The following is a 13,672-nucleotide window of genomic DNA, read 5'->3' as shown; positions in this document are numbered from 1 at the left end:
CGGCATACCGGGGCGGCGGCGACAGACCCACGCGCGCAACACCCTGCCCGGAGCGTTGACGCCATACGCAGTTCAGCCGAAGGTCACGCGAAACGATACCCACCCGGAAAACCGGAGTACCCCCATGTCCCTGCCCGATAAAATGAGCGGCGTTATTCTGACCGGGCACGGCGGCCCGGACATGCTGAGCTGGCGCGACGATCTGCCTGTCCCGCAACCCGGCCCCGGCGACGTGATCATCCGTGTCGCCGCCGCCGGTGTGAACAACACCGATATCAATACCCGCGTCGGTTGGTATTCGCGCGGAGACAATGACGCCGAAGATGCTTCCTGGGGCGGCACACCACTGGCCTTTCCGCGCATACAGGGGATCGACGTCTGCGGCACGATCGCGGCCACGGGGCCGGGCGTGGACCCGGCGCGTGCCGGAGAGCGCGTGATGGTCGAGCCCTGCCTGAGAGAAGCGAACGGCGCGACCCTGCAGGATCCCTGGTTTCTCGGATCAGAATGCGATGGCGGCTTTGCACAATACGTCCGTGTCGCCGCGCGCCACGCCTGGCCGGTGCAAAGCGCGCTGAGTGATGTTGATCTCGCCTCCTTCCCCTGCTCTTATTCCACGGCAGAAAACATGCTGACCCGCGCCGCCGTCAGCGCCGGTGACACCGTTCTCGTCACCGGGTCGTCGGGGGGCGTCGGTTCGGCTGCGGTGCAGCTGGCCAAGGCGCGCGGCGCACGCGTGATTGCCGCGACCAGCCCGGCAAAGGCGGACGCCCTTCGCGCACTTGGGGCGGATGATACGCCGGACCGCTCAGGCAATCCTGCGGATCTGATCGGGCAGAACAGCGTGGATGTCGTACTTGATCTTGTGGCCGGGCCCGACTGGCCCGCGCTGCTCGATATCCTGCGGCCCGGAGGCCGCTATGCTGTTGCAGGAGCCGTAGGCGGGCCGCTGGTGGAGCTTGATGTGCGCACGCTCTATCTGAAGGATCTGAGCTTTTTCGGATGCACCGTGCCGGATCAGGGGGTGTTCGCCAACCTGATTACCCGCATCGAGAAAGAAGAAATCCGCCCGCTGGTCGCTGAAACCTGGCCGCTGCGCGATATCGGCAGGGCGCAGGAAAGCTTCGCCGCAAAGAGCTTCACCGGTAAGATTGTCCTGGAAGTCGGCTGACGCCCGGGCCTGAAAAATGCGTGCGTCCGACGCGCGCAGACTGCAAACCACAGGCCGCTTTCCCACAAATTCGGACAATTTGTAAAAAATTATATCTTTTTTTGATTTCTGTGATCCCGTTCACATCGCCGCCGCTGAAGGCAGGCTAAAACAGATCAAACGGAGGAAGAAACCATGCAAAGCCAGTACACCAGAATGCGCCGGATCTGCACAGCCATCGCCGGGGCCGTGATCTCCTGCCACGATATGCAGTCGCGCCTGAACACATACCGCTGAGCCCCGGCGCGCCGTAGCGATCATTATCTCCACCAGGCGCCGTCACGAACCCGCTAACACAACAGCGCACGCCGGTTCTGGACATGAAAAAGACCCGGTCGCGGAATGCGCCGGGTCTCTTAACGTCAGTCGGTAAACCGGGAAGAGGTTCAGAGGCGCGAGGCCACGTTTTCCCAGTTCACCAGATTGTTGAGGAAGTTTTCCAGATACGCCGGGCGCTTGTTGCGGAAATCGATGTAATAGGAATGCTCCCAGACATCACAACCCAGCAGTGCCGTCTGACCAAAACAGACCGGGTTCACGCCGTTTTCTGTCTTTGTCACTTTCAGGCTGCCGTCGGTGTCTTTCACCAGCCATGCCCAGCCCGAGCCGAACTGGCCCGCACCTGCCGCTGAAAACTTTGATTTGAACTCATCGACAGAGCCAAAGCTTTCGGTGATGGCTTTCTCAAGCTCACCGGGCATCGCGCTGACGCCCGGGCTCATCATCTCCCAGAACTGGTTGTGGTTCCAGAGCTGGCTGATGTTGTTGAAGATGCCATTCTGCGCCACGGCGGAGGGATCATAGGTGCCCTTGATGATCTCTTCGAGCGATTTATCCGCCCATTCCGTGCCCTCAATCGCCTTGTTGCCGTTTGTCACATAGGCGTTGTGGTGCAGATCGTGGTGGTATTCCAGGGTCTCTGCGGACATGCCTTTAGATGCCAGAGCATCATGCGCATAGGGAAGATCAGGTAGTTCAAAAGCCATTTCGGGGCCCCCTTTCAAAATTCATGGGTACACTTCCACATGAAGCACACCCTTCGCCTGTTTCAAGGTTTAACAGAGATAAAAGTTCCGATAACCCGCTTTTCCGGAACCGCACGGGTCCCTGACACCGTTGTCGCGCTCAGCAGCCGGTTAATCTGTGCGACTACTCGGTGCGCGGCGTGCAGCTGCCTTTGCCGGAAAACCGGTCGGGATAGCCGTCAGGGCTGGCATGGACGGAAATCCGGTTGGTTTTTTTCGACAGGGTGGCGGTGTATTCAAAGGCGGCGGTATGCTGATTGTTGCTGTTCCTGATATTCTTCAGCGTCCAGCGGATTGTCATCTTTCGATCGTTGTTCCGGCTGATCTGTGCCGCAAGCGGCGTATCGTTGAAGCGCAAAATAACCTGATCTGAGACCATCACCTCGCCGCTGTTGAGCGCCACAATCGCGATTTTATCGGCGATCCAGTACAGACGGTCTTTCTTATCGGTGATGTTACAATCGTACAGAATGCCCTGCGGCGTCGCCGCCACAGCGGGCACGGCCCAAACACAGATGACCAAAGCACTCAGTAAACGCAGCATAAATTTCCCCAACCAGTTCCTGTCGGCAGCGACAGGGTGCGCGGCTCAGTCGAGTCGCGCAGACGCCTCATGGTTGCATTGCACCCTGCCGGGGGTCAAGTCGCGGCTCCGAATGCGTTAACCTCCGAGCCCGGCTGCGCTGCAACCCGGAGCACATCAAATACATATCGCGCCTGGCTGCGGAAACAGATGATATGAAACGTATCTGCTGCCGGCATTCTGAAGGCCGCGGCGACCTGAGCCATGCGGGTGCGCCGGAACATGCCCGGCTCAAACCGCCCGGGCGCGAGATCAACCGGGCAGAGCTTGGCCAACACCTCGCGCGCAAAGGGCCCGCTGACCTCAAAGGCCGCGCGCGCATCAGACACGTTCACCACCAGGCTGTGCGTGTCTCCAAGCGCGTCCCGTGCTGCCTGAAGAATGTCTCCTGCCGCATTGTAATCGCAAAGTAACAGGACCTCATCCGGCGACATGCGACAAACGGTTTTCCCCGCGTCCGACAGAGCTTCACCCAGGGCCGGCATCTTCAGCCCGACCGCGGCCGTCACAGCCTTTTTCAGCGCCGCGGCGCCCATATCACCGCGCAGTGTGATCATCCCCTGCAGGGGCAGTTCGCGCACCCCGGCGATGCCGGTTGCAGTGGATGCCCCGTTCAGGGCGGACAGAGGGTCAGACATTCTGCTTCTCCCCTTCTTTATCATAGAACACCGGGTCGACGATTTTCGCCCGGAATGTCGCGCCTTCAGTGCCCGGGAACTCAATCACCTCACCCATCCGGTCAGGTCCGTTCAGCACCAGCCCCATGGCAATCCCCCGGCCCAGCGTGGCCGAGTGATAGCTTGACGTCACGCGTCCGATCACATTGCGCTGGCCATTGGCATTGGTGCCCGTGCCCACCGCATAAGCACCATCAGGCAGCACGCCCCCTGATACCGTCTCCAGCCCCACCAGCTTCCAGCGGTCCGGGTCCGTCATGTGGCTGCGCTCCTGCGCGCGTTTGCCCAGAAAGTCGTCCTTTTTCTTTGAGATGGCCCAGTTCAGCCCCAGATCCTGCGGGATCACCGTGCCGTCGGTCTCGTCCCCGATCATGATGAAGCCCTTTTCGGCGCGCAGAACGTGAAGTGTCTCCGTGCCGTAGGGCATCACACCCAGATCGTGACCCACCACCATCAGAGCGTCCCAGAAAGCCTGCCCCTGGCCTGCATCCACCGCTATCTCATAACTCAGTTCACCGGAGAAGGAGATCCGGAAGACCCGACACTTAAAGCCGCCGAGCGTGCCGTCCGCCCATTCCATGAACCCCAGCCCTTCGGCAGAGACATCCATCCCGCCCAGCTTTTCCAGCGCCGCACGCGCATTGGGGCCCACCACGGCGATCTGTGCATACTGCTCGGTGATGTTGGCCACATAGACCTGCCAGTCCCACCATTCGGTCTGCAGCCACTCTTCCATATGCTGGTGGATGTGCTCCGCCCCGCCCGTAGTCGTATGGCAAAGAAAGGTGTCCTCATCGATCCGCGCCACCACACCGTCATCGATCAGGAACCCGTTCTCCGAGCACATCAGGCCATAACGACATTTGCCCGGCTTCAGCGTGCTCATCATGTTGGTGTACATCATGTCGAGGAACTTCGGCGCATCCGGCCCCCGCACGATGATCTTGCCCAGCGTCGAGGCATCGAGCAGCCCGAGGTTCTGCCGTGTGTTGAACACCTCGCGGTTGACCGCATCCGCCACCGACTCACCGCTCCGCACATAGGCATAGGGCCGCCGCCACTGGCCAACCGGCTCCCAGTGCGCGCCGTTGCTGTCATGCCAGTCGTGCATGGGCGTGCGCCGCAGCGGCTGGAACACATCGCCGCGCGCCTCGCCTGCGATGGAAGCCATCGAAATCGGCGTATAGGGCGGACGGAAAGTCGTGGTGCCCACCTGCGGGATATCTGCACCCACAGCACCTGCCAGCGTGGCCAGACCGTTGATGTTACTCAGCTTACCCTGATCCGTGGCCATGCCGAGGGTGGTATATCGCTTGGCGTGTTCGACGCTTTCAAAGCCCTCCTGCGCGGCCAGCTGCACATCACTGACCTTCACATCGTTCTGATAATCGAGCCAGGCTTTGGAGCGCAGCTTATAGGGCGCGCCCTGTGGCATCAGCCAGACCGGCATCATCGGAGCCTCTTCGCCGCTTTCGCCCACAGGGGCCTTCCGGCTGCCCGGTTTAAAGCCCGCAGCACGCGCGGCAGACTGGCCCGCGGCATGCGCATCAGACATAATTTCGCTCAGCGACATCATACCGTTAGCCGCTCCGGCAGGCATCACAAAAGGCGCACCGTCCACACCCGTCGGTGCTTTATCCACATCCGGGCGGAACATGGCCTGGCCCGCGTCCCAGGCCAGCTTGCCACCGCAGTGCGACCACAGGTGCACGACCGGCGACCAGCCCCCCGACATCGCTACCGTATCGCAGTAGATCTCCTCGATCACATCGCCCTCACCGGACTGGCTGCAGACGGTGACACCGCTCACCCGCTTGCCGCCCTGCACCGCCGCGATGCCGTGGCCCATCAGCACACGGATGCCCAGCGCTTTGACCTGTTCCATCACCGGGCTGTCCTCGGGCAGCACCCGCGCATCGAGGATCGCTTTGACCGTCAGACCCGCATAATTAAGGGCGATCGCGGTCTGATAGGCATCATCATTGTTGGTCACAACCACCGTGCGATCCCCCGGCGAGACGCCGTAGTTAACAACATAATCCCGCACCGCCGAGGCCAGCATAACGCCCGGCACATCGTTACCGGCAAAGGACAAAGGTCGCTCGATGGCCCCCGTGGCGGTGATGATCTGTGTCGCTCTGATGCGCCACAGCCGGTGCCGCGGACCCTCTTTTTGCGGCGCGTTATCACGCAGTTGCTCGTATCCCAGCGCATAGCCATGATCATAAACGCCGGCGCCTGTCATGCGCGTCCGCATCGTCACATCCGGCATTGTTTCCAGTTCGGAAACGATTTGTTCCACGAAGTTGTCCACAGGCGCGCCGTCAACCGTGCCGCCATCGACCACCGCACGCCCGCCCCAGCCTGCGGTCTGTTCCATAAGGATCACACGGGCACCGCTTTTTGCTGCCGCATGCGCCGCCTGCAACCCGGCGACACCGCCACCGATCACCAGCACATCGCAAAAGGCATAGAAATGCTCATAGGTATCCGCGTCGCCCTCTTCGGGCGCCTGACCCAGACCGGCAGACTGACGGATAAAGGGTTCATAGACGTGCTTCCAGAGCGGCCGGGGGTGGATGAACATCTTGTAATAGAACCCCGCCGGCAGAAACCGCGCGAGTTTCGTGTTGATCGCACCGACGTCGAACTCAAGGCTGGGCCAGTGGTTCTGGCTGCGCGCTGTGAGCCCCTCGAAAAGCTCCGTTGTCGTCACGCGCTGGTTCGGCTCAAACCGCGCGCCCTCGCCCATGTTCACCAGACCGTTGGGCTCTTCCGCGCCCGACGCCACGACACCGCGCGGGCGGTGGTACTTGAACGAACGGCCGATCAGCATCTGATCGTTCGCGAGCAGCGCAGAGGCGAGCGTATCGCCTTCACAGCCCGTCAGCGTTCTGCCGTTAAAGGTAAAGGACACGGATGTGTCGCGGTTGACCAGCCGGCCCCCCGTTGCCAGACGTTCACTCATGAGAAGCCCCTCCAGGACCAGCCCGGCTGTTTTTCGGAAATGGCGGATTTCAGTCCGGCCGGCGGTTCAACCGTCTGCGCAGGATAAACACCGAAAACCTCAAGCGTGGTCGTGGAGCGTGCGGCATGAAACCATTTGCCGCAGCCATAGACATGCCGCCAGCGTTCAAAATGCACGCCCTTCGGATTTTCACGCATAAAGAGATATTCCTCGAAATTCTCTTCAGAACTCCCCGGCCCGTACCGTTTCAGATGCGCTTCGCCACCGGCGTGAAATTCGGTCTCTTCGGCGGTCACACCGCAGACAGGACAGGTCAGGATCAGCATGAAACACTCCGTTCAGATAAAGCCGGCGCAGACGCAAAAAAGCCGGCGCCCCGAAGGACACCGGCAAAGCCTGTTAAATATCGGGCGGGTTCAGTTGCCTTCGGCAGCACCTTCGACGGCACCTTCAACAGCATTAGCAGCACCTTCGACAGCGGCTGCGGCACCGGCTGCTTCATCTGCAGCACCTTCAACGCTGATGGTGACATCGCCGCCTGAGGAACTGCCGGTGTCGGCAAGCATGATCCAGGCAAGCACACCGACGACGACGACAAGCGCGCCGACGATAAATGCCAGTCCGGCATTGCCGCCCGAAGAAGTTGTTGTGGTCGACGTCTGAGCCGGTGTGGTCGTTGTTGTATGGTCAGCCATTTCATTTCTCCGCGATAAGTAAGTACTGGCATGCAAACGTACTTACCGATGGAATAGTTCCGCAGCGCGGCACCCGTTGAGACCTCGCCAAACCGGTGCGCCCGTGCCATGATGCTGAGAACCGGTCCGCAGAAGGACGCGAAAAAGGAGATGACATGAGCAAGGAAATGATGGCCGTTCTGGCCTTTGGTCTGATCGCCGCAATTGCCGTTTTCATGCTTGTGAAAGAACGGCGCGGGATTGCTGAGCGCAAAGAGGCCCGCGGCGGCCGCGAGGTCGATGTGAGCGACCTGATCGCTTTTGGCTCGGCGGCGGGCGAGGGCAAAAAGACCAGTGGCGAGTAGCCTCAGATGTCGGATACCCTTTATCTGATGGCCCTTGGCGTGCTTGTCGGCGGCGCAGGTCTGCTTGTGTGGCGCGGCACCTCGCGCAAACCCGATGACGGCAGCAACCGCGCCGACATCGGCGGCGGGCCCGGCGACGGTGGCATGCCCGACTGACATCAGTGCGCCACCCCGGCGGCAACGCTTTCGTCAATGAAGCGCCCTTCGCGAAACCGCTCCAGCCCGAAAGCATCCGTCAGCGGCCCGTGACCCTTCGCAATCAGTTCCGCCATCGCCCAGCCCGATCCGGGCGTTGCCTTGAACCCGCCGGTGCCCCAGCCGCAGTTGATGAACACATTTTCCACCGGTGTTTTGCTTAAGATCGGCGAACGGTCGCCCGTCACATCCACAATGCCGCCCCACTGGCGCAGCATCTTCAGACGGCTCAGCATCGGGAAAGTCTCGATCAGCGCGCGCACGGTTTCCTCGATATGATGGAAAGAGCCGCGCTGGGTGTAGTTGTTGTACCCGTCCGTGCCGCCGCCGATCACCATCTCGCCCTTGTCGGACTGCGACAGATACCCGTGCACCGTGTTGGCCATGACAACCACATCCATGCAGGGCTTGATCGGCTCCGAAACCAGCGCCTGCAGCGCCACACTCTCGATCGGCAGCCGGAACCCCGCGAGCCCGGCCACGTGACCGGAATTGCCCGCCACAACGATCCCGAGTTTGTCGCAGTCAATCGCACCCTTCGTGGTATCCACGCCGACGACTTTCCCGCCCTCGCGCCGCACTGCCGTGACTTCGCACTGCTGGATCACATCCATGCCCATGTCAGAACAGGCCCGGGCATAGCCCCAGGCCACCGCATCATGGCGCGCCGTGCCGCCCCGCGCCTGCCAGAGCCCGCCCAGCACCGGATAGCGCGGCCCGGCGATGTTCATGATCGGCACCAGATCTTTCACGCGCGTGGGGCTTATCCATTCGGTTTTCACGCCCTGCAGCGCATTGGCATGGGCCGTGCGCTGATAGCCGCGCACCTCGTGATGGGTCTGCGCCAGCATGATCACGCCACGCGGGCTGAACATGACGTTGTAGTTGAGATCCTGGCTCATCGTCTCATAAAGACTGCGCGACTTCTCATAAAGTGCGGCCGACGGGTCCTGCAGGTAATTGGAGCGGATGATGGTGGTGTTCCGGCCGGTGTTGCCGCCGCCCAGCCAGCCTTTCTCGAGGATCGCCACGTTTTTGATGCCGAACCGTTTGCCAAGGTGGTACGCCGTCGCCAGCCCGTGCCCGCCGCCCCCGATGATGATCACATCGTACTTTTTCTTTGGTTCGGCTTTGCGCCAGGCGCGTTCCCAGCCGGTGTGATACCGTGCAGCCTCGCGCGCGACAGCAAAAACAGAATAGCGTTTCATCTTACAGACCCCCGACCGGGAAAAAACATGCCGGATTCGCGCCGGCGCGCCAGTCCCCACCCTTCTGCGCGAAACAGCGCAGAATTGAAGACCCGGCGCGTCACATCCTGACATGTTTGCGACACCTGGCGCAATTGCAGCAACCTGTCACAGCACCGTGGCCATTTGCCTCTTTTGGTCCGGCGCCGGGGCGGCTACATCTGCAGCCATGACAGAGGGGACGGCATGATATTCTGGATCATCGCAGGCGGGCTTGCGACCGTGGTCGCTGTGCTGATCGCGCTGGCGATGCGCGCGCCGCGTAAGCGAGGTACTGAGCCGGCAGCGGCCTATGACCTGCGCGTATACCGCGACCAGCTGCGCGAGGTTGACAGGGACCTCGCCCGCGGCGTGGTGAGCCAGGCAGATGCGGAACGGGTACGCGCCGAGGTTTCCCGCCGTATTCTGGCCGCCGATGCGGCACTTCAGAAGGAACAGGCCGGCGATCACGATAAAAAAGGCGCACCACAGATCGTTGCTGCCGTTGCTGCCGTGCTGCTGATCGGCGGCAGTGTCGCGATTTACACGCAGCTCGGCGCACCGGGATACGGCGATCTGGCGCTTGCTGACCGCATCGCCATGGCCGACGAACGCCGCGCCAGCCGCCCCGCTCAGGAAGCCGCCGAAGCCAGCCTGCCGCGCCCGCAGACACCCGCCAGTGCCAGCCCCGACTACATCGCGCTCGTGGAGCAGTTGCGCACGACTGTCGCAAACCGGCCCGGCGATGTGCAGGGACAGATCCTGCTGGCCCAGAACGAGGCCAACCTCAACAACTTCCCCGCAGCAGCCGACGCACAGCGCGAGGTCATCCGCCTCAAGGGTGATGCGGCAGAGGCCACGGATTACGCAGGTCTGGCCGATATGCTGGTGCTTTCGGCCGGTGGCTATGTCTCACCCGAAGCCGAGGCCGCGCTGCAGACCGCACTCAGCCTTGATCCGGGCAACGGCACGGCGCGCTATTATATGGGCCTGATGATGTCACAGGTCGGACGGCCCGATACGGCCTTCCGGATCTGGGACGGGCTGCTGCGCGAGGGGCCGGAAGACGCGCCCTGGATCCCGCCGGTTCTCGCACAGATCGAGGAAATGGCTTTTCGCGCCGGGGTAAACTACCAGCTGCCTGAAATCGGCGGCGGCCGCGGGCCGACGGCGGCCGACATCGAGGCCGCCGGCGACATGACGCCGGCAGAGCGCATGGAGATGATCGGCAATATGGTCTCCGGACTGTCTGACCGGCTGGCCACTGAAGGCGGCCCGGTCGAAGACTGGGCACAGCTGATCACGGCACTTGGCGTGCTGGGACAGACGTCCCAGGCCGCTGCCGTCTATGAAAACGCGACGGAGGTCTTTGCCGGTGACACCCGCGCACTTGATCTTCTGCTGCGCGCAGGTCAGCGCGCACAGGTGGCGGAATGATCTTTGAGGACACCGAAGCGTTTCTGGCCGCCCTGCCCCCCCTGCAGGCCATTGCCGGTCTTGATCTGGGCACGGTAACGATCGGCGTGGCGGTCTCCGATACGTTTCTGTCGGTGGCCACGCCCCTCGAAACCATCCGCCGCCGCAAGTTCACCGAAGACGCCGCCGCACTGCGGCTGGTACTGGATAAACGACGCATCGGCGGGCTCGTCCTGGGCCTGCCACGCAATATGGACGGCTCCGAAGGGCCGCGCTGCCAGTCGACACGCGCCTTCGCCCGCAACATCGACCGGCTCGACGGGTTTGACCTCGCCCTGACCTTCTGGGACGAACGGCTTTCGACGGTGGCCGCCGAACGGGCGCTCCTTGAGGCGGATACATCGCGCAAACGTCGCGCCGAGGTGATTGATCACGTGGCAGCCGCGTATATTCTGCAGGGGGCGCTGGACCGTATGGCCGTATTGCGCCGCAATAAGGACAGAGCATGAGCGACGACATCTGGAAACGGGACGAGATCGAAAGCCCCTGCATCAAGGTCTGCGTGGTGCATCCCGAGGCGCGGCTCTGCACCGGCTGTCTGCGCAGCATCGACGAGATCACGCAGTGGTCACGCCTGAGTGTCGAGGCCCGTCGGGCCATCATCGCTGAACTGCCAGGGCGGGCGGGCCGGATCACCCGCCGGCGCGGCGGGCGGGCGGCACGTCTCGCACGCTGACCACACCTCCGGACTGCCCCCCTTTACGCCGGTTCCCGGGCGCCCTCGCCTGCGCCAGGGCTGTCACAGTTTCGTCAACTTCCGGCGATTCGCGACAAATTGTGGCCTTAATACTCCGTTAACCATTTGTGCAAACCAGCTTATCGCGCCCGGAATTCGTCTGCGCAAAAGGACTGAATATGTTGAGATACCTCAGGATCGGCACCTCTGCCCTCGCCCTGTCTGCCCTCGTCGCAGCGCCGGCGGTGGTGTTTGTGACCGCCGGTCCCGTCGAGGCTCAGCAGAACAACGGCAATGGAAACGGCAACGGGCACGGCAATGCAGGCGGCACCGGTAACGGGACCAACGGCAACGGAAATGCCTTCGGCCACGGCGGCAACAGTGCCAACGGCGGTTTCAGTCACGGCGACAATTCGCACGGCAACCAGAATAACGGGAACGGCAACGGGAACAACGGCAACGGGAACGGGAACAACGGCAACGGCAACGGCAACGGCAACGGCAACGGCAATAACGGCAACGGAAATGCCTATGGCCATAACAAGGACCGCACCTCACCCGCCACCGGCAGCAACATCAAAGGGTCCGGCGGCGGCAATAACAGCGGCGGCGGCGGCGAGGCCAATGCAGGGTTCTCCGCCCCCGAGACCGGCACCAGCGGCACGCTGAGCGTTGCGCCAACCACCGGTTCTGTGCCGTCAGACGGCGCCACCCGCGCAGCGACTGCGCCGCGGACCACCGCGCTGGCCCGCGTTCTCGAGACACTTTTCGGCGCGCCGACACCCGAACCCACGGCGGCCCGGGCAGGCACCACTGCTGAAAACGATACCGGATCTGCACCGCGCGCACGCACTGCCCGCGTCCGCACCGCCCGCGCACCGGTGGTCGAAGAAAGCATCAAGCCCGCCGTGCGTCCGACAGTCAAAGGCGCGATGCACCCGGCCAATCTCGGCACAGTGACCGGTGTGATCAACGCCAGCACCAAAGCCAAACTTGACCGCATCGCAAGCGGCAATTTCAGCGGACCGGCCGGTCTCGCCGCTGCCCTCGCCATCGCTGATTTTACCATGCAGGCTCTGCAGGAAGATCTTGATATTGCGAAAGAAACACTGGCCCTGGCCGCAGCGTACGATCTGGTCAGAAACGCGCCGTCAGAAACCGAAATCGCCAATGCTCAGGCCTTACTGGACAATGGCATTGACGACCGCATTCTGGACGACCAGGCGCGCTCGACCCTGGGGTATCCTGACCTCGGCCCGGCCAATCAGGTAATCAGTACGGCCCGTGCCAACGGCACGGACCAGCCCGGAACCGCCGCCCTGACCCGTGCCGCCGTGGTGGTCAATCAGCTTGTCGACGCCCGCACCGCCATTACCCGCGCGGAGGAGAAAATCCTGAGTGCCTATTCCGGCGCGCTGGATGCTTCGCCTGAGACTGCTGATAAGGTCATCGAGGCCGTACGGCTTGCAAATCCCAGCCGCGAGCAGATCGAAGCATCCCTGCCCGCCCCGGAAAGCCTGACCGCCGGTAATGAACCGTCACAGCTTTCCCCGGCAGAGCGGCGTCTGATCAACAGCCTCGCAGGCCGTTTCGGCAACAGCTGAAGCGCGTTACCGGACTTAGCGGGCCTGCAGTTTGCGCGCCTCTTCGCCGGCAAGCCGCAACAGGTGCTGCATATACGCTTTTTCCATATCATCATGCCGGACCGCCGCATAAAGCCTGCGGGTCACACCCTTTTCGGTCAGCGGGCGTGTGACGTAATCAGAAGAATACTTCACCTCGCGCACCACCCAGTCAGGCAGCACTGCAACGCCCCGGTTTGACGCCACGAGCAGCAGTATCACCGCAGTAAGTTCAACCTGACGGATCGCAGCCGGCTCGACCTTGGCGGGGATCAGCAGCTGGCTGAACACATCCAGTCGCGAGCGTTCCACCGGGTAGGTGATCAGCGTCTCACCACGAAAATCCGCCGCCTCGACGAAAGGCTTCTGCGCCAGCGTGTGCTGGCTCGAAGCCACAAAAACCGGTGCATAATCAAAGAGTTCCACAAACTCGACCCCGGGCAGATCTTCAGGGTCGGAAGACACCACAAGATCGACCTCCTCTTTGAGCAGCGCCGGCAGCGCGTCAAAGGCAAGACCGGGGCGGATATCGACGTCCACATCCGCCCAGGACCGCCGGAATTTCTCCAGAACCGGGAAGAGCCATTCAAAACAGGCGTGACACTCGATGGCGATGTGCATCCGGCCTGTGCTGCCCGCGCGCAGGCCGGTGAACTCATCCTGCAGCGCCTGCACCTGGGGCAGCACCTGTTCTGCCAGTTTCAGCAGCCTCTGTCCCGCCGGCGACAGTTTCAGCGGCTTGGAGCGGCGCACAAACAGTTCAACGCCGGCCTGATCTTCGAGCCCCTTGATCTGATGACTTAAGGCAGATTGCGTGATGTGCAGCAGATCAGCCGCGCGCGCGAGCCCGCCTGCCTCGTGAATGGCCTGAATGGTACGCAGGTGTCTGAACTCAATATGCATGTCGAACTCATATTAAAGATGAAAGTTATGAATTTGTTTCATCATTCCGTTCATGGCACAAGAGACGAAATC

Annotated in this window: 15 protein-coding genes; 7 read left to right on the top strand and 8 right to left on the bottom strand. The window is 62.1% G+C overall.

Features of this window, described 5'->3' with window-relative positions; genetic code table 11:
* The first annotated feature begins 124 nt into the window (after positions 1–124).
* Positions 125–1,171: an alcohol dehydrogenase family protein gene (locus G3256_RS05490; protein WP_169639863.1), complete on the top strand. Its 1,047-nt coding sequence runs from the start codon at positions 125–127 to the stop codon at positions 1,169–1,171.
* A 425-nt stretch (positions 1,172–1,596) separates the two neighbouring features.
* Here G3256_RS05490 and G3256_RS05485 read toward each other — a convergent pair whose 3' ends face one another.
* From G3256_RS05485 to G3256_RS05460, 6 genes are all read right to left on the bottom strand, one after another.
* Positions 1,597–2,196 carry a superoxide dismutase gene (locus G3256_RS05485; RefSeq protein WP_169639862.1) on the bottom strand — a complete coding sequence of 200 codons (600 nt, stop codon included), beginning with the start codon at positions 2,194–2,196 and terminating at the stop codon, positions 1,597–1,599.
* Between the two features lie 163 nt (positions 2,197–2,359).
* Positions 2,360–2,779 carry a hypothetical protein gene (locus G3256_RS05480; RefSeq protein WP_169639861.1) on the bottom strand — a complete coding sequence of 140 codons (420 nt, stop codon included), beginning with the start codon at positions 2,777–2,779 and terminating at the stop codon, positions 2,360–2,362.
* 95 nt (positions 2,780–2,874) lie between these two features.
* The gene (locus G3256_RS05475) at positions 2,875–3,456 is read right to left on the bottom strand and encodes a sarcosine oxidase subunit gamma (RefSeq protein ID WP_169639860.1); all 582 of its coding nucleotides are present in this window, start codon (positions 3,454–3,456) and stop codon (positions 2,875–2,877) included.
* The gene (locus tag G3256_RS05470; protein ID WP_169639859.1) at positions 3,449–6,463 is read right to left on the bottom strand and encodes a sarcosine oxidase subunit alpha family protein; all 3,015 of its coding nucleotides are present in this window, start codon (positions 6,461–6,463) and stop codon (positions 3,449–3,451) included. The genes G3256_RS05475 and G3256_RS05470 overlap by 8 nt, the downstream gene beginning before the upstream one ends.
* A complete protein-coding gene (locus tag G3256_RS05465; protein WP_169639858.1) occupies positions 6,460–6,789 on the bottom strand; it encodes a sarcosine oxidase subunit delta in 330 nt (109 codons plus the stop codon). The genes G3256_RS05470 and G3256_RS05465 overlap by 4 nt, the downstream gene beginning before the upstream one ends.
* A 90-nt stretch (positions 6,790–6,879) precedes the next feature.
* Entirely contained in the window at positions 6,880–7,158 is a 279-nt protein-coding gene (locus G3256_RS05460; RefSeq protein ID WP_169638877.1) for a hypothetical protein, read from the bottom strand.
* A gap of 155 nt (positions 7,159–7,313) precedes the next feature.
* Here G3256_RS05460 and G3256_RS05455 point away from each other — a divergent pair, with 155 nt between their 5' ends.
* Together G3256_RS05455 and G3256_RS05450 are read left to right on the top strand one after the other, a co-directional pair.
* On the top strand, positions 7,314–7,502 hold the full coding sequence (locus G3256_RS05455; protein WP_169639857.1) for a hypothetical protein: 189 nt from the start codon (positions 7,314–7,316) through the stop codon (positions 7,500–7,502).
* 6 nt (positions 7,503–7,508) lie between these two features.
* A complete protein-coding gene (locus G3256_RS05450; protein WP_169639856.1) occupies positions 7,509–7,658 on the top strand; it encodes a hypothetical protein in 150 nt (49 codons plus the stop codon).
* Between the two features lie 2 nt (positions 7,659–7,660).
* Here G3256_RS05450 and G3256_RS05445 read toward each other — a convergent pair whose 3' ends face one another.
* Positions 7,661–8,905: a sarcosine oxidase subunit beta family protein gene (locus G3256_RS05445; RefSeq protein ID WP_169639855.1), complete on the bottom strand. Its 1,245-nt coding sequence runs from the start codon at positions 8,903–8,905 to the stop codon at positions 7,661–7,663.
* A 225-nt stretch (positions 8,906–9,130) separates the two neighbouring features.
* On the opposite strand from G3256_RS05445, the gene ccmI reads away from it, so the two are divergent.
* From ccmI to G3256_RS05425, 4 genes are all read left to right on the top strand, one after another.
* Positions 9,131–10,360, top strand: coding sequence for a c-type cytochrome biogenesis protein CcmI (gene ccmI, locus G3256_RS05440; protein WP_169639854.1), 1,230 nt, complete (start codon positions 9,131–9,133; stop codon positions 10,358–10,360).
* Positions 10,357–10,848 carry a Holliday junction resolvase RuvX gene (gene ruvX / locus G3256_RS05435; protein WP_169639853.1) on the top strand — a complete coding sequence of 164 codons (492 nt, stop codon included), beginning with the start codon at positions 10,357–10,359 and terminating at the stop codon, positions 10,846–10,848. Before ccmI ends, ruvX begins: the two co-directional genes overlap by 4 nt.
* Positions 10,845–11,075, top strand: coding sequence for a DUF1289 domain-containing protein (locus G3256_RS05430; RefSeq protein ID WP_169639852.1), 231 nt, complete (start codon positions 10,845–10,847; stop codon positions 11,073–11,075). The genes ruvX and G3256_RS05430 overlap by 4 nt, the downstream gene beginning before the upstream one ends.
* Before the next feature lie 179 nt (positions 11,076–11,254).
* Positions 11,255–12,679, top strand: coding sequence for a hypothetical protein (locus G3256_RS05425; protein WP_169638876.1), 1,425 nt, complete (start codon positions 11,255–11,257; stop codon positions 12,677–12,679).
* Between the two features lie 15 nt (positions 12,680–12,694).
* Here G3256_RS05425 and G3256_RS05420 read toward each other — a convergent pair whose 3' ends face one another.
* Complete coding sequence (locus G3256_RS05420) at positions 12,695–13,600, bottom strand: LysR family transcriptional regulator (protein ID WP_169639851.1); 906 nt, start codon at positions 13,598–13,600, stop codon at positions 12,695–12,697.
* Between the last annotated feature and the right edge of the window lie 72 nt (positions 13,601–13,672).

Origin of the sequence: Roseobacter ponti (assembly GCF_012932215.1) — a bacterium.
GTDB classification, from domain to species: Bacteria; Pseudomonadota; Alphaproteobacteria; order Rhodobacterales; family Rhodobacteraceae; genus Roseobacter; species Roseobacter ponti.
Note: the sequence above shows the minus strand (reverse complement) of the source record. Positions and strands in the feature narration are given on the sequence as shown.